Origin of the sequence: Longimicrobium sp. (assembly GCA_036389795.1) — a bacterium.
In the GTDB taxonomy this organism is placed as follows: domain Bacteria; phylum Gemmatimonadota; class Gemmatimonadetes; order Longimicrobiales; family Longimicrobiaceae; genus Longimicrobium.
This window is the reverse complement of sequence record DASVWD010000176.1, coordinates 13,158-33,493: the sequence shown is the minus strand read 5'-3', so window position 1 is coordinate 33,493 and position 20,336 is coordinate 13,158. Positions and strand designations below refer to the sequence as shown.

General features: G+C 71.7%; 17 protein-coding genes. 14 read left to right on the top strand and 3 right to left on the bottom strand.

From position 1 onward, the window contains the following. Positions 1-458: 458 nt before the first annotated feature. The 11 genes from lpxD (at position 459) to VF746_22635 (ending at position 13,070) form a co-directional block, all read left to right on the top strand. The gene (lpxD, locus tag VF746_22685; GenBank protein ID HEX8695236.1) at positions 459-1,502 is read left to right on the top strand and encodes a UDP-3-O-(3-hydroxymyristoyl)glucosamine N-acyltransferase; all 1,044 of its coding nucleotides are present in this window, start codon (positions 459-461) and stop codon (positions 1,500-1,502) included. A gap of 355 nt (positions 1,503-1,857) precedes the next feature. Then, positions 1,858-3,153 (top strand): bifunctional UDP-3-O-[3-hydroxymyristoyl] N-acetylglucosamine deacetylase/3-hydroxyacyl-ACP dehydratase, encoded by a 1,296-nt coding sequence (locus VF746_22680; GenBank protein HEX8695235.1) that lies wholly within the window; start codon positions 1,858-1,860, stop codon positions 3,151-3,153. Between the two features lie 10 nt (positions 3,154-3,163). Beyond that, positions 3,164-3,958 carry an acyl-ACP--UDP-N-acetylglucosamine O-acyltransferase gene (lpxA, locus tag VF746_22675; GenBank protein ID HEX8695234.1) on the top strand — a complete coding sequence of 265 codons (795 nt, stop codon included), beginning with the start codon at positions 3,164-3,166 and terminating at the stop codon, positions 3,956-3,958. 178 nt (positions 3,959-4,136) lie between these two features. Continuing rightward, positions 4,137-5,126 (top strand): Gfo/Idh/MocA family oxidoreductase, encoded by a 990-nt coding sequence (locus VF746_22670; protein HEX8695233.1) that lies wholly within the window; start codon positions 4,137-4,139, stop codon positions 5,124-5,126. A gap of 419 nt (positions 5,127-5,545) precedes the next feature. Beyond that, complete coding sequence (lpxB, locus tag VF746_22665; protein ID HEX8695232.1) at positions 5,546-6,679, top strand: lipid-A-disaccharide synthase; 1,134 nt, start codon at positions 5,546-5,548, stop codon at positions 6,677-6,679. 93 nt (positions 6,680-6,772) lie between these two features. After that, positions 6,773-7,576 (top strand): hypothetical protein, encoded by an 804-nt coding sequence (locus tag VF746_22660; protein ID HEX8695231.1) that lies wholly within the window; start codon positions 6,773-6,775, stop codon positions 7,574-7,576. 29 nt (positions 7,577-7,605) lie between these two features. After that, on the top strand, positions 7,606-8,292 hold the full coding sequence (locus tag VF746_22655) for a lysophospholipid acyltransferase family protein (GenBank protein ID HEX8695230.1): 687 nt from the start codon (positions 7,606-7,608) through the stop codon (positions 8,290-8,292). A 112-nt stretch (positions 8,293-8,404) separates the two neighbouring features. Beyond that, positions 8,405-9,427 (top strand): tetraacyldisaccharide 4'-kinase, encoded by a 1,023-nt coding sequence (gene lpxK / locus VF746_22650; protein ID HEX8695229.1) that lies wholly within the window; start codon positions 8,405-8,407, stop codon positions 9,425-9,427. Further along, entirely contained in the window at positions 9,424-10,995 is a 1,572-nt protein-coding gene (gene nadB / locus VF746_22645; protein ID HEX8695228.1) for an L-aspartate oxidase, read from the top strand. Before lpxK ends, nadB begins: the two co-directional genes overlap by 4 nt. 23 nt (positions 10,996-11,018) lie before the next feature. Further along, complete coding sequence (locus VF746_22640; GenBank protein HEX8695227.1) at positions 11,019-12,014, top strand: alpha/beta hydrolase; 996 nt, start codon at positions 11,019-11,021, stop codon at positions 12,012-12,014. Between the two features lie 96 nt (positions 12,015-12,110). Continuing rightward, the gene (locus VF746_22635; protein HEX8695226.1) at positions 12,111-13,070 is read left to right on the top strand and encodes an FRG domain-containing protein; all 960 of its coding nucleotides are present in this window, start codon (positions 12,111-12,113) and stop codon (positions 13,068-13,070) included. An 88-nt stretch (positions 13,071-13,158) separates the two neighbouring features. On the opposite strand, the gene VF746_22630 is transcribed toward VF746_22635, so the two are convergent. After that, the gene (locus VF746_22630; GenBank protein ID HEX8695225.1) at positions 13,159-14,451 is read right to left on the bottom strand and encodes an aminotransferase class I/II-fold pyridoxal phosphate-dependent enzyme; all 1,293 of its coding nucleotides are present in this window, start codon (positions 14,449-14,451) and stop codon (positions 13,159-13,161) included. Positions 14,452-14,615: 164 nt separating this feature from the next. On the opposite strand from VF746_22630, the gene VF746_22625 reads away from it, so the two are divergent. Continuing rightward, positions 14,616-15,092: a 23S rRNA (pseudouridine(1915)-N(3))-methyltransferase RlmH gene (locus tag VF746_22625; protein HEX8695224.1), complete on the top strand. Its 477-nt coding sequence runs from the start codon at positions 14,616-14,618 to the stop codon at positions 15,090-15,092. Positions 15,093-15,156: 64 nt separating this feature from the next. Here the strand turns inward: VF746_22625 and VF746_22620 are convergent, their stop codons facing one another. Beyond that, positions 15,157-15,369 (bottom strand): DUF433 domain-containing protein, encoded by a 213-nt coding sequence (locus tag VF746_22620; GenBank protein HEX8695223.1) that lies wholly within the window; start codon positions 15,367-15,369, stop codon positions 15,157-15,159. A gap of 176 nt (positions 15,370-15,545) precedes the next feature. On the opposite strand from VF746_22620, the gene bshC reads away from it, so the two are divergent. After that, a complete protein-coding gene (gene bshC, locus VF746_22615) occupies positions 15,546-17,177 on the top strand; it encodes a bacillithiol biosynthesis cysteine-adding enzyme BshC (GenBank protein HEX8695222.1) in 1,632 nt (543 codons plus the stop codon). Positions 17,178-17,450: 273 nt separating this feature from the next. Here bshC and VF746_22610 read toward each other — a convergent pair whose 3' ends face one another. Next, entirely contained in the window at positions 17,451-18,032 is a 582-nt protein-coding gene (locus VF746_22610; protein ID HEX8695221.1) for a DUF3011 domain-containing protein, read from the bottom strand. Positions 18,033-18,489: 457 nt separating this feature from the next. Between VF746_22610 and murJ the strand changes: the two genes are divergently transcribed. Then, on the top strand, positions 18,490-20,331 hold the full coding sequence (gene murJ / locus VF746_22605) for a murein biosynthesis integral membrane protein MurJ (GenBank protein HEX8695220.1): 1,842 nt from the start codon (positions 18,490-18,492) through the stop codon (positions 20,329-20,331). The last annotated feature ends 5 nt before the right edge of the window (positions 20,332-20,336 follow it).

Below are 20,336 nucleotides of genomic sequence, written 5' to 3'. Positions count from 1 at the left end.
ACGGACGGCGGGGAGCAGCCTCTTCACTCAGGACGGAGCACAACACACTCAGTCCATCAACCATCCGAACCGCCGTATACGGACCCGTACGTACGGTGGTGGGGGAGGGGGTGCCGGGAGACCGGCCCCCCTATCCCGATTTGGGGGGGGCTCAGGGCGGCTGAGCCGCGGCAACCACTGCAGGAAGCCTCGCAAACTGCGCGAGGCTGCAAGGCTGTCTTCTTCGCGAGAGGCGGGGCTCGCACCGGGGCGGGCACGGTCGAGGCAGGCCTCGCCCCTACGGGATCGTCTGCCAGACCGAGAGCCCATCGAACCCGCGACGACGTCATCCCGAGGGGCGCGGTGGCGACCCGAGGGATCTACCTGGCGGGGCTGGTGGGCCGCGGTCGGCGCGGGACCCCGACGAGCACCATCCGGGGTTGGCCGTATTCCATGGAATCCTTCCGAGCGACTCTAGAATGGCCGAGCTGACGATTGCCGAGGTGGCGCGGATCGCGGGGGGCGAGGTGGAGGGCGACGGGGCGCGTGTGGTGCGCGGGGTGAAGCCGCTGGACGAGGCGGGGCCCGACGAGCTCTCTTTCGTTGCCGAAGCCCGCTACTTCCCGTACATTCAGGCCTCCCGCGCCGGCGCCGTTCTCGTTGCGCGGAGTGCGGATGCGCCGCTCGGCCCCGGGATGACCGCCGTGCGCGTGGACGACCCGCGCCGGGCGCTCGCCCGGGTGCTCCCGGCGCTCTACCCCGAGGCGCCGCCCGAGCCCGGCGTCCACCCCACGGCGATCGTCGGCGAGGGGGCGTTGGTGGCGGCGACGGCGACGGTGGGGCCGTACGCGGTGATCGGCGCGGGGACGCGCGTGGGCGAGCGGGCGCGGATCGGGGCGCACGTCGTCGTCGGGCGCGACTGCGTGGTCGACGCGGACGCGGTGATCCACCCGCAGACGACGCTCTACGACCGGGTGGTGGTGGGGGAGCGCTCGATCGTGCACAGCGGGGCGCGGCTGGGGGCCGACGGCTTCGGCTACGTGTTCGAGGGCGGGGCGCACCGCAAGGTGCCGCAGGTGGGCGGGTGCCGCCTGGAGGCGGACGTGGAGGTGGGCGCCAACACCACCATCGACCGCGGCTCGGTGGGCGACACGGTGGTGGGGCGGGGGACCAAGATCGACAACCTGGTCCAGGTGGGCCACAACTGCCGCATCGGCCGCCACGTGATCGTGGTCTCCCAGGTGGGGATCTCGGGGAGCACCCGGGTGGGCGACGGGGCGGTCCTCGGCGGGCAGGCGGGGATCCAGGGGCACATCGAGATCGGCGCGGGGGCGCGCATCGGCGGGCAGGCGGGGGTGTTCGGCGACGTCGGGGCGGGCGAGACGGTCTCCGGCTACCCGGCGCGGCCCCACCGCGAGGCCCTGCGCGTGCAGGCGGCGACCTTCAAGCTGCCGGAGCTGATGAAGCGGCTGAAGGAGATCGAGCGGGCGGTGTTCGGGAAGGGTGGGGAAGGGAAAGTCTAGCTCGGGCGGACTGGCTTCGGTGCCGCCGCGGGGAGCCCTCACCCGGCGGCCTTAGAGCCGCCACCCTCTCCCAACTTCGGGAGAGGGTGGACTCGACGGAGCGGTGCGGGGACGGGATTCGGGGCTGGCTATCACCTGTACCCTGTTCTCTGTTCCCTGCAGTTCCGCGTGAGGGATGCGCGCCCGGAGGGCCCGGGGCACGGGCGCGCCGTGGGGTTGGGCGCGACCGGGGCCCGGCGCCGTTGGGCACGGCGGTATCGTGCCCTACGGCGCGCGCAGCCCGGCCCCCGCAGGGGGACACGCCCGCACGAGCGTCTTTCGCAGTTGTCCTTGTTTAGAACGCCAGACCAGATAGATGCCGACGACGCCGAGACAGAACACGATCGCCCGCGGGGGCGAGCTGGAGGGGGTGGGGCTGCACACGGGCGCGCCGGTGCGCATGCGCATCTCGCCCGCGGCGGTGGGGACGGGGGTGGTCTTCCGGCGCACCGACCTGGAGGGGGCGGCCGACGTGCCCGCGCACGTCTCCCACGTGGTGAGCACCGACCGCGGCACCACGCTGGGGGTGGGCGAGGCGCGGGTGCACACCACCGAGCACCTCCTCTCGGCCGTGGTGGCGCGCGGGATCGACAACCTGCTGGTGGAGCTGGACGGCCCCGAGCCGCCGGCCATGGACGGCAGCGCCCGCTGCTTCGACGACCTGCTGGCCGGCTGCGGCGCGGAGGAGCAGGACGCGCCCGCGAAGGTGATCGCCGTCGACGAGACGTTCCAGGTGACGAAGGGCTCGGCGGAGTTCGTGGTGGCGCCCTCGCCCAACTTCCGCGTGTCGACCACGGTGGAGTTCGACCACCCGGCGGTGGGGCGGCAGTACGGCTCCTTCCGGGTGGAGGCCGACCCGTTCTCGCGCGAGGTGGCGCCGGCGCGCACCTTCTGCTTCGAGCGCGAGGTGCAGGACCTGTTCGCGCGGGGCCTGGGCAAGGGCGGCTCGACGCTGAACGCGATCGTGCTGACCGACGAGGGCGGGGTGATGGGGGGGACGGAGCTGCGCTGGGCCGACGAGTTCGTGCGCCACAAGACGCTGGACCTGATCGGCGACCTGGCGCTGGTGGGGGCGCGGCTGCAGGCGCACGTGATCGCGGAGAAGCCGGGGCACAAGGCGAACGTGGCGCTCGCCGCGGAGCTGGTGGAGCGCGCGGCGCGCAAGGCGCTCACCCGGCCCATGCTCTCCATCGAGCAGATCTTCCAGTACCTGCCGCACCGCTACCCCTTCCTCCTGGTCGACCGCATCGTGGAGTTCGAGGAGCGGCGCCGGATCGTGGGGCTCAAGAACGTGACCATCAACGAGCCGTTCTTCGTGGGCCACTTCCCCGGCCGGCCGGTGATGCCGGGGGTGCTGATCATCGAGGCGATGGCGCAGGTGGGCGGGCTGCTGGTGCTGGAGCAGATGGAGAACATGGACGACAAGGTGATCTACTTCATGTCGCTGGACAACGTGAAGTGGCGCCGCCCCGTGATCCCGGGCGACCAGATCCGCTTCGAGGTGGAGATCCTGCAGATCCGCGGCCCCAACTGCCGGATGAAGGGAGTGGGGACGGTGGACGGGCACGTGGTGGCCGAGGCCGAGATGATGGCCCGGGTCGTAGACAAGTGAGGGACTCCTGATGACCGTGCAGAGCCCGGCCGCCGCCGAGATCCACCCCACCGCGCTGGTCGACCCCTCGGCCGAGCTGGCGCCTGGCGTGGTGGTGGGACCGTATTCCATCATCGGCCCCAACGTCCGCGTGGGGGCGCGCACCCGCATCGCCAGCCACGTGCTGATCGAGCGCGACACCACGGTGGGCGAGGAGTGCACCATCCACCAGGGCGCGGTGCTGGGGACCGACCCGCAGGACCTGAAGTACATGGGCGAGCCCACGACGCTGGTCGTGGGCGACCGCACGGTGATCCGCGAGTACGCCACGCTCAACCGCGGCACGGCGGCGCGCGGGCTCACCAGCGTGGGGAGCGACTGCATGCTGATGGCGTACACGCACGTGGCGCACGACTGCGAGATCGGCAACCACGTGATCCTGTCGAACGCGGTGAACATGGCCGGCCACGTGACCATCGGCGACTGGGCGATCGTGGGCGGGATGACGCCGATCCACCAGTTCGTGCGCATCGGCGCGCACGCCTTCGTGGGCGGGCAGTCGCGCATCTCCAAGGACATCCCGCCGTACGTGAAGGCGGCGGGGATCCCGCTGCAGCTCTACGGGCTCAACTCCGTGGGCCTGCAGCGGCGCGGCTTCAGCGAGGAGGTGCGGCGCGAGCTCAAGCGCGCCTACCGCCTCTTCTTCGCCTCGGGGAACAACACCACGCAGGCGCTGGCGCGCGCGCGCGAGGAGCTGCGCGCGCTCCCCGAGGTGGAGGCCTTCATCGCCTTCTTCGAGACGTCGGCGCGCGGGGTGGGGGAGTGAGGCGGACGCCGCTCGAGCGTCCGGCGGTGAAGCGAGCGGGCTTCCGTGCCGCTGCCGCGCCCGACCCACGTGGCGAGGGGAGTAGATCCTTCGGTCCCGCCGTCGTCCTGGCGAGGGCCGGTTCCGTGTGGCCGGGCCTCGGGACGACAGCCGCGGCGACCGCTCGCCGGGGGCGGGCATGAGCGCCCCGGTGCGCGTCGGCGTGATCGGCGTCGGCAGCCTGGGATTCCACCACGCGAGGATCCTGCGCGAGGTGGCCGGGGCCGAGGTGGCGGGGGTGTTCGACGTGGACCCGCAGCGCACGGCGGCCGTCGCGTCGGAGCTGGGCGTCACGGGCTTCGGCTCGCGCGAGGAGCTCCTGGCGGCGGTGGACGCGGCCGTCGTGGCGGTGCCGACGACGGCGCACGCGGAAGTGGCGCTGGCGTCGCTGGACGCCGGGGTGCACCTGCTGGTCGAGAAGCCGATCGCGCCGTCGCTGGAGGAGGCGGACAGGGTCGTGGCCCGCGCCGAGGAGCGGGGGCTGCTGGTGGCGACGGGGCACGTGGAGCGCTTCAACGGGGCGCTGCGGGCGTGCGAGCAGTACCTGGAGGAGCCGCGCTTCGTCGAATCGCACCGCCTGGCGCCGTTCGGACCGCGGGGGACGGACGTGGCGGTGGTGCTGGACCTGATGATCCACGACATCGACCTGGTGCTGGGGCTGGTCGGCCGGCACGTGGAGCGGCTGGACGCGGTGGGGATCGGCGTGCTCACGCCGAACGTGGACATCGCCAACGCGCGGCTGGTGTTCGAGGGCGGGGCGGTGGCCAACATCACCGCCAGCCGGGTGTCGATGGAGCGGATGCGGAAGATCCGCTTCTTCCAGCGCTCGGGGTACGTCTCGCTCGACCTGGCGCAGGGGCGGGGCGAGTTCCTGCGGCTGAAGAAGGGCGCCACGCTCCCCGAGGGCGACTTCAGCCTGCTGTCGCTGATGAACGTGGTGGAGCGCGTCGAGCTGAAGGGCGACGGGACGGAGCCGCTCAGGGCCGAGCTGGAGGCGTGGGTGGCGGCGCTGCGCGGCGAGGGGCCGCTGGTGGTCAGCGGGCGCGACGGGCGCGACGCGCTGGCGGTGGCGCTGCGCATCATGGAGAAGATCGACGACCATGCTGTCGCCCTGGCCGGAACGGCGTAGGGGCTCGCCGTACGGGCGGGGGGTGCCGAAGCCGCCCTCGGTGTGGCGCCTGGTGCTCTTCCTGATCGCGATCGTGGCGGCCATCTACTGGCTCCTGCGCACGTCGGCGGCGGGGCAGTGAGACCGGGCGGGCCGGGTGGGCAGGGGCGACTGAAGTCGCGGCAACCACTGCGCAAAGCCCGCCTGCGCGGGCTCCTTCGGTGCCTGCCGCGGGTCCGGCGCGCGCGGACAGGTCTCCCTGGGTCGCCCCGACGACTCGATCCCGTGTCGGCGCGTCACGAGCGAAGCGAGGAGGTCCCTCCCCCAGGGGGTTTTGGGGGAGGGACAGGCGCGCAGCGCCAGGGAGAGGGCCCGCGTGGGCCGGCGTGCGCACCAGACACCGATCGACCGGTGCTTTTCCCGTCGTCCCGGAGGGGGCGGTGAGCGGGGAGGGGCCGGTCGTCTTCATTTCGGCGGGGGAGGAGTCGGGCGACCTGCACGGGGCGGCGCTGGCGCGGGCGCTGCTGGAGCGCTTTCCCGGCGCGCGGCTGATCGGGCTCGGCGGGGGGCGGATGCGCGCGGCGGGGGTGGAGCTGCTGGCCGACCTCAAGGACCTGGCGGTGATGGGCTTCGTGGAGGTCATCCGCCACCTCCCGTTCTTCCTCGATCTCAAGAAGCGGGTGTTCGCGGCGCTCGAGCGCGAGCGGGTGGACCTCGTGATCCCCATCGACTACCCGGGCTTCAACCTGCGGCTCGCCAGGCACGCGCGGGGTCGGGGGCTGCCCGTCCTCTACTACATCGCCCCGCAGGTGTGGGCCTGGCACAAAAGCCGGGTGCGCGACCTGGCCCGCGACGCGGACGTGGTGGCCGTGGTGCTCCCGTTCGAGGAGGAGTTCCTGCGCTCGGCCGGCGTGAACGCGCGCTTCGTCGGCCACCCGCTGCTGGACCGGGCGCCGCCGGAGCTCTCGCGCGAGGAGTGGGCGCGGGCGAAGGGGCTCGACCCCGCTCTCCCGGTGCTGGGGCTTTTCCCCGGCTCGCGGGCGCAGGAGGTGCGGCGGCATCTCGAGCTCTTCTCCGAGGCGGCGCGGCTCGTGGTCGCCCGGCGGCCGGAGGTGCAGCCGGTGGTGGGGACGCCGGGGGGGATCGACCGCGCGGTGTACGCGGGCGCGGCGTGGCCGCTGGTGGAGAGCGCGGGCGGGCTGCTGGAGTACGCGACCGCCGCGCTGGTGAAGAGCGGCACCACCACGCTGGAGGCGGGGATCGCGGGGACGCCGATGGTGGTGGTCTACCGCATGGCCCCGGCGAGCTACGCCCTGGCCAGGCGGGTGGTGAAGGTGCCGCACATCGCGCTGGCGAACCTGATCGCGGGACGGCGGGTGGCGCCGGAGTTCGTGCAGGACGCGGCCACGCCGGAGTCGCTGGCCGCGGCGCTGCTGCCGCTGGTCGATCCGGACTCGCCGGAGCGCGGGGCGATGGTGGAGGGGCTGGCGGAGATCCGCGGGAAGCTGGGCGGGGCGGGGGCGTCGCGGAAGGTGGCGGAGATCGCGGGGGAGCTACTGGAGAGAGGCAAATAATCGAAGATGGATTTGGGTTCACCTGCAGGTTGGACAAGCGGTGCTACCGTTCCCGTAAACCCATCTGCCGCAATCCGCGGAGCGACATGGGCTTTGGACCGCTATGCGCAATTGGGCGTGAAGTTGCCGCCGGGGAATCGGCTCCAGAGAGCCCGTGATTTCTTAGAGGAGGTGAACGCACCAGGCGAGTTGCCTGCATCGCCCAGCGAACGATTTCTTCGGCGTATCGTCGACTCTACTCATACGTGTTTCGAGCATCATCTAATCGCTCGGGCCCTCGCCTCGAGGCCGTTAGATGCCCAGCAGGTACGGTTGATACAACAAAGCTTATCTGGCTCCGATTTAGCTGATGATGATACGAATTCTTTGCCAAGGGACACTCAGTTCGAGCTATTTGCTGCCGCTTTCCTCACAATGGGTGATGTGCCCGTGCGATATCAGGAGCCTCCTGATCTGGTTTTCTTGTACAATCAAAGAGAGGTGGGGCTTGCTGTGAAACGAGTGAAAAGCCTGTCACAATTACCGAGGCGTTTCAAGAAAGGAATCGAGCAACTTGATCGTAGCGGGTTGAACGGCTTTGTTGCGGTGAACGCAGACGTTTTGATTCGAGATATTGGACTGGATGGGACGGCCGAGGAACTCGGAAAGCGTTTCAGTGCGCGGTTGAACGCGCTTGCAGCGATAGATGCCAGATTTGCATCGGACCCGCGAGCGCTTGGACGATTTACGTTCGGCACGGACGCGGTTTGGGATCTTAGTGGAGCCCGTCCGGAATTGAAGTTTGGGTTTTTCCGACAAGTGGTGTTTTACAACAAGAACCAGGAAGACAAAGCTGTTGCTGAACGATTTTATGCCGCGATGGACGAAAAAATTGAACAACGCATGACTCTGCTCTGAGCGTGGCGTTCGATTCCGGAGAACCACCCATGAAGGTTGATCGCCGCGTGCGGCCGTCGGAGCAGACGACGCAGCTCAGGGCGCACGAGCGGGCGGCGGCTTCGCTCGGGGGGGCGGCGCTGGACGCGCTCATGGGCACGTGCAGCTACCGGCGCGAGGGCGTCGAGAACTACGACCAGTTCTGGCGCGCGGGGAAGCCCGTGGTGTTCACCCTCTGGCACGGGCGGCTGCTGCCCTGTACTCATTTCCACCGCCACCAGGGGATCGTCACCTTAGTCAGCCAGCACCGCGACGGGGAGTACATCACCCGCACGGTGCGCCGCTGGGGGTACACCGTGGTGCGCGGCTCCAGCACGCGCGGGGGGCTGGAGGCGCTGCGCGAGCTGATCCAGCTCCTCAAGCAGGGGCGCTCGCTGGCCATCACCCCCGATGGGCCGAAGGGGCCGTTCGAGAAGATGAAGCCCGGCCCCGTCCTGATGGCGCAGCGCGGCGGAGCGCCGATCATCCCTGTCGTCGCCGGGGCGAGCCGGGCCTGGTACTTCGGCAAGTGGGACCGCTTCCTGATCCCCAGGCCCTTCGCCAGGCTGCAGATCGCGTACGGCGAGCCCGTCTGGGTGCCGCGCCGGGCGGACGAGGCCGAGATCCAGGCCATCTCGGACGACGTGGAGCGGCGCCTGGGCGAGCTCAAGGCGCGGGTGGACACGCCGTGGGAGTGAGCCAGGCGATGCCGCGCGCCCCGACCGCCGGACGCCCGCCGAGTACCCTCTCCCGAAGTTGGGAGAGGGTGGCGGCTCTAAGGCCGCCGGGTGAGGGCCACGGGGGTCGCCCGTGAGCCTGCGCTCCTTCGTCACCCGCTGGTGGGCGGGGGAGGCGGGCGCGGCGGGGAGGGCGCTCGACGCGCTGCTGCTCCCGGCGGAGTGGGCGTTCCGCGGCGGGGTGGCGCTGCGCAACCGCGCGTTCGACGCGGGGCTCGTCCGCGCCGCGCGGGTGGACGTGCCGGTGCTGAGCGTCGGCAACGTGGGCGTGGGCGGGGCGGGGAAGACGCCGTTCGCGGCGTGGCTGGCGGCGAGGCTGCGGGAGTGGGGGCGCAGGCCCGCCATCGCGCTGCGCGGCTACGGCCAGGACGAGGTGATGCTGCACCGCGAGCTGAACCCGGAGGTGCCGGTGTTCGCGGCGGCGCGGCGGGTGGAGGCGGCGAGACAGGCGGTGCGCGCGGGGTGCGACGCGGTGGTGCTCGACGATGCCTTCCAGCACCGGCGGCTCGCGCGCGACGCGGACCTCGTGCTCCTCTCCGTCGAGGCGTGGGAGCGCTCGCCGCGCCTGCTGCCGCGCGGGCCCTGGCGCGAGGGGCCGGGGGCGCTCGCGCGCGCGGACGCCGTCGTGCTGACGCGCAAGACGGCGGGCGCCGAGCGCGCGCGCCAAGTCGCGGCGGAGGTGGCGCGGCGGGTGCCGGGGAAGCCGGTCGCCGTCTGCCGGCTGGCGCCGGGGTTGCTGGCGGCGCTGCACGGGGGCGGGGCGCGGCCGGTGGAAGCGCTCGCGGGGGCGCGGGTGCTCGCGGTGGCAGCGCTGGCCGCGCCGGGGCTCTTCTTCGACAACCTGCGGGCGTGCGGGGCCGAGGTGGAGGGCGCGGCCTATCCCGACCACCATCACTTTTCCGCCGGCGAGGCGCGGGAGATCCAGGCGCGCGCGGCGGGGCGGACCATCCTGATGACGCACAAGGACGCGGTGAAGCTGCGCTCTCTCCTCCCGCCCTCGGCCGACGCGCTGGTGCTGGAGCAGGCCGTGGGGTTCGACTCCGGGCTCGCGGAGCTCGACGCGGTGCTCCGGCGGGCGCTGGAGGGGCGTGGATGATCCGGGCCGACGTGGTGGTGGTGGGGAGCGGGATCGCCGGGCTCTTCTTCGCGCTCAAGGTGTCGCGCTACGGCTCGGTGGCGCTCATCACCAAGAAGAGCCGGCCGGAATCGTCCACCAACTGGGCGCAGGGGGGGATCGCGGCGGCGTTCGGGAGCGACGACTCGCCGGAGCTGCACAAGGAGGACACGCTGGTGGCCGGCGCCGGGCTCTGCCACCCCGACGCGGTGGACGTGCTGGTGCGCGAGGGGCCGTCGCGCGTCTCGGAGCTGATCCGGCTGGGCGTGGAATTCTCGCGCGAGGGCGGGGACCTGTCGCTGGGGCGCGAGGGCGGGCACTCGCGGCGGCGCATCGTGCGGGCGGCGGACCTCACCGGGCGCGAGATCGAGCGCGGGCTCCTGCAGGCGGTGGCGGATTCTCCCAACATCACCATCCACGAAGACCACGCGGCGGTGGACCTGCTCACGGCGACCGATCCCGGCACGCTGGGCGAGCGCTGCTGCGGCGTGCTGGTGCTGGACGACGCCTCGGGCGAGCTGAAGCCGTTCCTGGCGCGCGCGGTGATGCTGGCCACGGGCGGCTGCGGGCAGGTCTACCAGCACACCACCAACCCGTCGATCGCCACGGGCGACGGGGTGGCGATGGCGTACCGGGCCGGGGCGGCGGTGGCCAACATGGAGTTCATCCAGTTCCACCCCACGGCGCTCTTCCCGGCCCGCGAGCGCACCTTCCTGATCTCCGAGGCGGTGCGCGGCGAGGGCGCGGTGCTGCGCCGGCGCGACGGGACGGCGTTCATGGACGCCTACCACCCGCTCGGCTCGCTGGCCCCGCGCGACGTGGTGGCGCGCGCCATCGACGCGGAGATGAAGAAGGGCGGCGATCCCTACGTCCTCCTCGACTGCTCGGCGATCCCGCCCGGCGAGGTGCGCGAGCGCTTCCCCAACATCCTGCGCGAGACGGCGGAGCGGGGGATCGACATGCTGCGCGAGCCGCTCCCCGTGGTCCCGGCGGCGCACTACCTCTGCGGCGGGGTGCTGACGGACACGGATGGGCGCAGCTCGGTGCCGGGGCTGTACGCGGCGGGGGAGACGGCGTGCACCGGCGTGCACGGGGCCAACCGCCTGGCGAGCAACTCGCTCCTGGAGGCCATCGTCTTCGCGCACCGGGCGGCGGAGCGCATCGGCCCGCAGCTCTCGGCGATGCGGATGCTGGAGCCGGAGGGCCACCCCGTCCCCTCGGCCGCCGCTGGGCCGGACGGCGAGGCTGTGGCGGCGGCGCGCGAGGAGGTCCGCGGGCTGATGTGGAGCCTGGTGGGGATCGTGCGCTCGGACGCGCTGCTGGTGGAGGCGGACCTGCGGCTGCGCGAGGCGACGGAGCGGGTGAGCGGCTGGTGGGCGGCGTCGCGCGTCACCCCGGAGCTGATCGAGCTGCGCAACCTGGTGCAGGCGGCGCACCTGATCGTCCGCTGCGCCATGCGCCGCAAGGAGAGCCGCGGCCTGCACTACAACGTCGACCACCCCCACCGCGACAACGAGCGCTGGCTGCGCGACACGATCCTGGTGCGGTGATGGATCTTCGTCGACGTGAGCGCATGCGCCGCGGCCTGGCGGTCGCCTTCTGCACCTGCGTGGCGCTGGCGGGCTGCCGGGGATCGGCTCCGGCGCCGGGGATGCGGGCGCAGGCGACTCCCGCGGAGGGATACCTGGCCGGCGCCGCGGGTGGGCGAATCTTCTACCGGGTCGCCGGGCGGGGCGGCGATACGGTGGTGGTGGTGCACGGCGGGCCGGGGGCGGGGATGGGCGCCGTCGCTCCGGACCTGGAGCCGCTGGAGAGGCGGCACACGCTCGTCTACTACGACCAGCGCGGGGGCGGGCGTTCCGAGCTTCCGCAGGATACGGCGCTCCTCGGCCCCGAGCACCACCTGGAGGACCTCGACGCGGTGCGGCGGTACTTCGGGCTGGAGCGGATGACCCTGCTGGCGCACTCGTTCGGGGCGGTGATCGCCGCGCGCTACGCCATGGCCCACCCCGGCCGCGTCGAGCGCATGGTGTTCACCGGCGCCGTGGAGCCGCGCCGGACCGACGCGGCGGCCACCGCCATGGCGGCGTTCGCACACGTGGACACCGCCCGCCTCCACCGGCTCTTCACGCTCATGGGCCGGATCGCCGGCGGGGAGGGCGGCGACGCGGCCGAGGCGTGCCGGGAGTACGAGGCCATCGCGCGGGAGGGCGCGGCCGCGCGGGGCGAGCCGGCCCGGTGGCGGGGGACGGCGTGCGAGATGCCGCCCGAGGCGCTGCGCTACTACATGCGCTACACGGCGCGAATCGGGCCGAACCTGTTCGGGCAGTGGGACTTCACCGGACAACTCGGGCACGTCCGCGCGCCGCTGCTCGTGGTGTACGGCGGCCGCGACACGGCCGCGGTCCGCGCCCAGCGCGGCTGGGCGGCGGCGGTTCCGGACGGACGGCTGCTCGTGGTGCCCGGCGCGGGAAAGGGCGCGCACGCCGACCGGCCCGAGGTGTTCTTCCCGGCCGTGGAGGAGTTCCTGCGCGGCCGCTGGCCCGCCGGCGCCGAGCCGCCGCACTGAAGGAATGGAACGTGGGGCCCGCGACAACAAGCACTGGCTGCAAGATACGATTTCGTGCCATGGCGTGGTTGACCTTTACTCTCTACCTGCACGTCTATGGAATTCCCAGAGAGTGGTATCGCCGTCGAAACGTTTTCTTCCGCCGAAGAACTGATGACGGCGTTGGCGCGCCGCAATGAAAGATGGGGCGCAATGCCACGTGAATGGATCTTTCGCGGTCAGGCGGATTCAAAATGGAGCCTGCTTCCAAGCGCCTTCCGACCGATCCAGTTTCGATACGGCTCCAGGAGCGAATTCAAGCCCGCAAAAACGCATTCGGCTCAGATTCGTGAGGAAGCAATGTTGATCCATCGCTTCCTTGAAGCGTTAGATCGACAGGGACTTGCTCTCCCTGGCGAAGGAGCGGTTCGGTGGATGTCATTCGATGCGCTGTTGAGTGACCTTACAAACCCCGGTGTGCGCGCAGAGTGGCCGCCGCGGGAACTTGCTCCACTTTTTGCGCTCGCTCAACATCATGGGATTCCTACACGGCTACTTGATTGGACTGAAAGACCGCTTGTTGCTGCATATTTCGCTGCTATCGGAGGAGCTGAAAGGTTAGTAAGTGGTGCCACGCCCGATACGACCTTTGCGATTTGGGGACTCGAATATGCACGGGCTAAATTGGTCCTGTGGAAAAATTTAGACCTGAGAGCGAAACCAGAATTGAACTTGGTTCGAGCCCCTCGCTTCTCTAACCAAAATCTCAGGGCGCAGGAAGGCGTTTTTACCGTACTGGTAGATTCATCGCGCAAAAACAACGATCCTGCGTCCTTTCCGCCTCTCGATGAATTGATTGCTCTGCGTTTTTCGGAAAGACTATCAGCCGGAGGGCAACTGGTACCTCCGGTACTTCGGAAATTTGAGGTCCCGCTAGCCGAGGCTGGCAAACTTCTTCGGTTGTTAGCGGATGAAGGGGTCAGTGGCACCTATCTTTATCCTGGTATTGACGGTGTCGTTCGCGGTTTAAAAGAGCATGCGTTATGGGATACTGAGGTCGTGAAGAAGTCTGGATGAGGATCCTTCTCACGGCACGAGCGCGAATGCGGCGCCGTCACATAGATGGGCGCCGCATCTTCCATCGTGCTTTGAGCGAAGCGCCGAATCAGGCCGCAGCCGCAGTGGAGGCCGGGTACGACAGCGCGGCCAGCGCGCCCTCCAGCCGTTCCAGCATCGGCGGGATCTCGGCGTGCGAGACGGCGCCGACGGAGAGGCGGAACCAGCCCGTCTCCTCGTTCAGCCCGAACGCCTGGAACGGGACCACCGCCGCGCCCGCGGCCTCCAGCAGGTAGTGGCGGATGTCGTCGTTGGTGCGCAGCACGGCGCCGGAAGGGGTGGCGGCGCCGTGCAGCTCGAAGCGGGCGCTCAGGTAGATGGCGCCCATCGGCATCACCGCCTCGACGGGGAGGCCGCGGCCGCGCAGCTTCAGCAGGCCGTCGTAGAGCGCCTCCAGGCGCGCGTAGACCTCGTAGCGCATCCCGTCGTGGTAGGCCTCGATCGCCGGCGCGTCGGCCAGCAGGCGCGCGGTGGCGAGCTGCTCGGCGCGCGGCGCCCACGCGCCCACGTGGCCCAGGAGCGCCGCCATCTTGCGCGTCAGGTCCGCCGGCGCGACGATCCACCCCACGCGCACGCCGGTGGCCGCGAACGACTTGGAGATGCCGTCCACGAAGACGGTGTAGTCCCGCATCGCGGGGCGGAGCGACACCGGGTTCACGTGCGTGGTGCTCCCGAAGGTCAGCATCCAGTACACCTGGTCGTACAGCAGGAAGAGCGGGCGGGCGCCGGGGCCGCGGCGGGCGTTCTCCTCCAGCACCAGGTCGCAGATCTCGGCCAGCTGGTCGGCCGTGAACGCGGTGCCCGAGGGGTTCAGCGGCGAGTTCAGCACCAGCAGCCGTGCCTCGCGCACGGCGTCTTCCAGCGCGGCGCGCGTGGGCAGGAACGCGTCTTCCGCGCGGCAGAAGATGGGGACGCCGCGCGCGCCGGACAGGTGCACGTAGTGGTTGTTGTTCCAGGAGGGGACCGGGTAGACCACCGCCTCGCCGGGGTCGACCAGGGCGCGGTAGGTGGCGTACAGCCCCGGCCGCGAGCCGCCGGTGACCAGGATCGACTCGACGCCGTACTCCAGCCCCAGCCACTGGCGGTAGAAGGCCGAGACCGCCTGCCGGAGCTGCGGCATCCCGTCGGACGGCGGGTAGTTCGTCTCGCCGGCGCGGAGCGCGTCCACGATCCCGTCCACCAGCGCCCTGGGGGCGGGGAACTCGGCCGGCGCGAAGTCGCCCACCGTCAGGTTGCACACCGCCGCACCCTGCGCCAGCATCGCGCGGACGTCGGCTGCGATCCGCAGGATCTCCGAGCCGACGAGCCCGTCGGCCATGGCGGAAACACGCGGGTCCGGCATCGAGCCTCCTGTAGCTGGGGACGTGGGTGGTCGGGACGAGCGGGGCCGGTCGCCCGGGAAGATACAAGCCCGAGCCGCTCTCCGCAGCAGGGTGCGCGCCTCCGGTTGACCCGGCCGCCCGCGCGCCTTATCTCGCGTGCTCACGACCTGACCCGGGTGGAGGGATGAAGCTGGCACTCCTGGCCGTGGGGCGCCCGCGCGGGCCCGCCGCGGAGCTGATCGCCGAGTACGAGGCGCGCGTGAAGCGGTACTTCACCTTCGAGGCGGCGGAGGTGAAGGAGGAGGCGTTCCGGCGCGCGGGCGACGCGGCGCGGGTGCGCGACGAGGAGGGGAAGCGGCTGCTGGCGCGCGTGCCGTCAGGCGCCGAGATCGTGGCGCTGCACGAGACGGGGAAGCAGTGGACGTCGCAGCAGCTCGCGGACTGGCTCGCGGACCTGGCGCTGCGGGGGAGCCCGGGCGCGGCGTTCGTGATCGGCGGGGCGTACGGGCTCTCGGACGAGGTCCTGGCGCGCGCGCGGCAGCAGCTCTCGCTCTCGGCGTTCACGCTGCCGCACGAGCTGGCGCGGCTGGTGCTGGCCGAGCAGCTCTACCGCGCGGGGACCATCGCGCGGGGAGAGCCGTATCACAAGGGGCGGGATTGAACCGCAGGGGACAGGGGACGGGTAACAGGGGACAGCCAGCGAACTGCAAGGGCTGGTACGAAGGTCAGGATTTGCGCCGCTGCGCCCGGGCTTCTTCGAGCGCTGCGACGGTCTGCTCGCGCGTGACGCTCGGGAAGTCGTCGAGGAAGTCGTCCAGCGGGTGCCCGCCTTCCAGGTAGTCGATCAGGTTCTTGAGCGGCACGCGTGTCCCAATGAGCACCGGCGTGCCGCCGAGGATCTCGGGATCGCTGTGGATGACGCTTGTCGAACCCATCATTCGCCTCCCATGTCGATATGCACCGCATAATACACCGCCCGTCTGGTTCTCGCACTTTCTCCCAGTTACCTCGGGGTTCGTAGTTGCAGGCTATCCCCTGTCCCCTGTAACCTGTCCCCTATGACGACGACGCCTGGAGCCGCACCGGTGCCGGGGAGGACACGCTGAGCCTGCGCGTGCTGGTGGAGCCCCTGCGCGGCTCCCGCCTGGTCGGCGACCTCCTGGCCGGCCGCCCCGCGGCGGCCGCCTTCTACGCCGGCCACCCGCTCGACGCGGCCGCCTACCGCCGCAAGCTGGAGGAGACCGCCGCGCGCTTCGACCGCCAGGCCCGCGAGCGCGCGGCCGCCGCCCTGCGCCCCGCCTCGCCCGGCGCGGAGGAGCGCCTGCGCCGCTTCGTGGAGGAGGGCGGCGCGATGGTCACCACCGGCCAGCAGGCCGGGCTCTTCACCGGGCCGCTCTACACCGTCCACAAGATCCTCACCGCCATCCGCCTGGCCGAAGCGCTCGAGCGCGAGCTGGGCAGGGTGGTCCTCCCCGTCTTCTGGGCGGCGTCCGAGGACCACGACTTCGCCGAGGTCCGCCACGCCGAGGCCGTCACCCACCTCGGCGAGCTACGCACCGTCTCCGTCGCCGCGACCTCTTCCATCCCCGTCCCGGTGGGCGAGATGCGGCTCGGCGAGGAGGTCGAGTCCGCATTGGACGAATTCATCCAAACGCTTGGAATATCGGCAGATTCGTCCAATCACCTCAAGCAGAATCTACTCGCGGATTACCGGCCCGGGGCGACCGTGGGGGATGCGTTCGTCGGGGCGATCCTGCGGCTGTTCGCGGACTTCGACCTGTGCGTCACCCACGCGGCGGACGAGGCTTTGAAGCGCGCCTCCTCCCGGGTGCTGCTGGGCGACCTGGAGCGCGCGGACGAGCACGAGCGGCTGCTCGTGGGCCAGAGCGGGCGGATGGCGGCGGCCGGCTACCCCCCGCAGGCGGTGGTGATGGAGGGCGGGACCAACGTCTTCTACCACGGCCCGGCGGGGCGCGAGCGGCTGTACGCGGAGCGGGACGGCTTCGTCGCGAAGGACTCGCGCCGGCACTTCAGCCTGGACGACCTGCGTCGCCTGCTGGAGGAAGACCCGAAGGCGCTCAGCCCGAACGTGTTCCTGCGCCCGGTGGTGGAGTCGGCCGTCTTCCCCACGCTCGCGTACGTCGGCGGGCCGGCGGAGACGGTCTACTTCGGGCAGACGCGGCCGCTGTTCGAGGCGTTCGGCATCCGCATGCCCCTGGTCTTCCCCCGCTTCAGCGCCACGATCGTACCGCCCGAGGCCGAGGCGGCGCGGGCGGAGGCCGGCGTGGAGACGGGCGAACTGGCGCGGCCGGAGCACGAGGTGTGGGAGCGGGTGGCGCGGCGGCACATGCCGCCCCAGGTGTGGGAGAGCGTGGCCGAGCTGCGCAGGGCGCTGGTCGGCGGCTTCGGGCGGGTGATCGACGCGGCGCACGGGATCGACCCGAACCTGGACCGGGCGGTGGGCGCGCGGCGCGACCGGGCGCTGCTGGAGGTAGCGAAGGCGGAGCGCAAGATCGTGCGCCACTTCAAGAAGCGGCGCCCCGAGCTGGCGCGCGCGCTGCGGCTGGCCCGCAACCACCTGCGCCCGCTCGGGGTTCCGCAGGAGCGCGTGCTGACCGTCTTCCAGTACCTCCCGCGCGAGCCGCGGCTGCTGCACCGCCTGGCGGAGGGGATGACGGTCGAGCTGCGGTCGGGCGAGCCCGAGCCCGCGTCCGAGGAGCCGGAGGAGCTGGCGCCGGCGGGGTGAGCCGGAACGGCTTCCACTACCCAGATCCGGATCGACAACGGGGGATGAAGCGAGCGGGCGTCCGTGCCGCTACCGCGCCCAGCCCACCTGCCAGGGTGAGAAGATTCCTCGGCCCTGCGAAGATCCGTGCGGGGGCCGGTTCCGTGTGCTCGGGCCTCGGAATGACAGCGAAACACCGCGGATCGACCGAGTTCGGTATACGATGGAGAGGCGGGTGGAGGACCGGAGTCCCCCACCCGCTCTCTTCACTGCGCCTGCGGCCGAAGCCGATCCTCAGCCGCGCCGGTCGAAGTCCACCAGGCGGTTGTACCGGTCCACGCGGCACGTCCCGTACGCGCGGCTCGTGCGCCACCTCACCAGGCTGTTGCCGCGGCGGTCGCCCGACGCGTAGTCCACCTGGATCCGCCCCGAGCGGGCGCCGCGGACGCGGTCGCGCACGGCGGCCCGGCAAACCTGCTCCGCCCGGGCGCGGTACGACCGGTCCCGATCGTCCCAGCGGCCCCGGTCCCGATCGTCCCAGCGGTCCCGGTCCCGGTCATCCCAGCGGTCCCGGTCCCGGTCGTCCCAGCGGTCCCGGTCTCCGTACCGCTCCCCGACCGCGAACTGCGCCCGGCAGCCGCGGCTCACCCAGATCCCCCCGCGGTCGGTGCCCCAGGTGCGCCCGCGGCTGCAGGAGGCCTCGCTGAGCCGGCGGACCAGGCGCACGCCGCCGCGCGTGTCCACGCGGCAGTGGTTGGTCCGGCCGTCGTACGACTGACAGGTGACGAGACGCTGGGCGGCCGCGGGCGCCGGGTGCGCGGCCGTCAGGGCGCCCGCGATCGCGAGCGCGGAGAGTGCGAGCGACGTCTTACGCATCGTGAGTACCTCCAGTGGATGCGATTTCGGCTGACGAAGGCGCGCCGGGGCGGAAGTGCCTGGAATGTACGCGCGCCTTCCGCGCGTCGGCCGGCAGGGGCGCCGGGCCGGACCGCGCGGTGTGCCGGTCCCCGGGTGCAACCGGCACGCCCGTCCGCGCCGGCCGCGGCCGCGCCGTTCGCGGGAGATCGCATCCTGTTTCACGGCAACGGGATAGAACGCGCGCCCGACGCCGTTCCCTCGCCGCGGGGGCCGTGTTCCGCCCGCTCGGCTGACCCGTCCATGCGGCGGCGCGTGTATCCGCGACAGGACACCGCGGCCGCGGCGGCGCGGGGCGCGGCCTCCGCATGGCGCGGGGTATGCACCGGGCGGGGCGCGACAGACGGTCCACAGGCAGAACGCGACCGCCCGCCCGGGAGACCAGGCTCCCGCGCGGGCGTTTCTCCAGACAGCACCGATGACCACGTCACCCGAGCGGCCGCCGGACGAGTCGCCAGAAGACGAGCGGCCCGAAGACGAGCGGCCGGTCCCTCCCGCGCCCGGCGGCGCCCCCGTCGACGACGACGCCACGCTGCCGTACCCCGGGACGGTGCCGCCCGAGCCCGACGACCCCGAGGCGCAGTCGGTCCTGGAGGCGCAGTCGGAGCCCCTCCCGCCGCCGGCGGAAGGAAGCGGGGAGACGCCCGCGCGGCACGTATCGGGAGCGGTGGCGTCGGCGATGGTGGCGGGGGGGATCTTCCTGAGCCGCATCGCGGGGTTCGTCCGCCAGGCCGTCTTCGCCCGCTACCTCGGCACCTCGGCGTACGCGGACGTGTTCAACGCCGGGACGCGCCTGCCCAACATGCTGCAGAACCTGCTGGGCGAGGGGACCCTCTCGGCGTCGTTCATCCCGGTCTACTCGCAGCTGCTCCACCAGGGGCGCAAGGAAGAGGCGGGGCGCGTGGCGGGCGCCGTCTTTTCCCTTCTCTTCGCGGTGGCGGGCGCGCTGGCGCTCATCGGGATCGCCGCCGCGCCCCTCCTGGTCGCCGTCTTCTTCCCCGGCTGGGAGGGGGAGCAGCGGGCGCTCACCGTGCGCGTCACCCGCATCATCTTCCCCATGACGGGGGTCCTGGTGCTCTACGCCTGGACGCTGGGCATCCTCAACAGCCACCGCCGCTTCTTCCTCTCGTACGTGGCCCCCGTGTTCTGGAACGCGGCGATCATCGCCACGCTCCTGGCGCTGGGCGGCCGCATGGACCAGGAGCGGCTGGTGATCGCGCTGGCGTGGGGTGCGCTGCTGGGCGGCTTCCTCCAGTTCGGGGTGCAGCTCCCCCTGGTGCTCCGGCTGGAGCGGGAGCTCAAGCTGGGGTGGGGGACCCGGCTGGAGGGGGTGCGCGAGACGGTGAAGAACGCCGGCCCGGCGGTGATGGGGCGCGGCGTGGTGCAGCTGAGCGGGTGGTTCGACAACATCCTGGCCTCGTTCCTGGCCGCGGGCGCGCTCAGCACGCTGCAGTACGCGCAGACCTTCTACATGCTCCCGGTGAGCCTCTTCGGGATCTCGGTGGCCGCCTCGGAGCTCCCCGAGCTGGCGCGGCAGGGGATCGCCGGCGGCGAGGTGCTGCGCAGCCGCGCGTCCGGGGCGCTGGAGCGGATCGCCTTCTACGTGATCCCCTCGGTAGTCGGCTACCTCGCGCTCGGCGACGTGGCCGTGGCGGCGCTCTACCAGCGGGGCGAGTTCGACAGCGGCGACACGCTGATCGTGTACCTCACCCTGGTGGCGTTCTCGCTGGGGCTCCTGGCCACCACGGCATCGCGGCTGCTCTCCTCCACCTTCTTCGCGTTGCGCGACACGCGCACGCCGGCGCGCTACGCGATGCTCCGGGTGATGCTCTCGGCGGTGCTGGCGATCGTGCTGATGCTCCAGTTCGAGGGCGTGACCGCGTTCGGCGTCCGCATCCCCGCCGGCCTCTTCGGCGGGGTACGCATCGACGGGGAGCCGCTGGGGCCGGTGGGGATCGCGCTGGGGAGCGGGATCGCGGCCTGGATGGAGTGGGGGCTCCTGCGGCGCTCGCTCGGCCGCCGCGTCGGCTCCGTGTCGCCCCGCGCGCGCGAGGTGGCGAAGATGCTGGCCGCCGCGCTCGCGGCCGCCGCGGCGGGGTGGGGCGTGCGGCTCCTGGTGGACGGCCTGACGCCGCTGCCGCAGGCCGCCCTCGTCTTCGGCACCTTCGGCGTGGTCTACTTCGTCGCGGCGGCGGCGCTGGGACTGGAGCAGTCGGACGCCTTCGTCCGCCGCTTCCGGAACCTGGCGGGGCGGGGGTAGCCGGC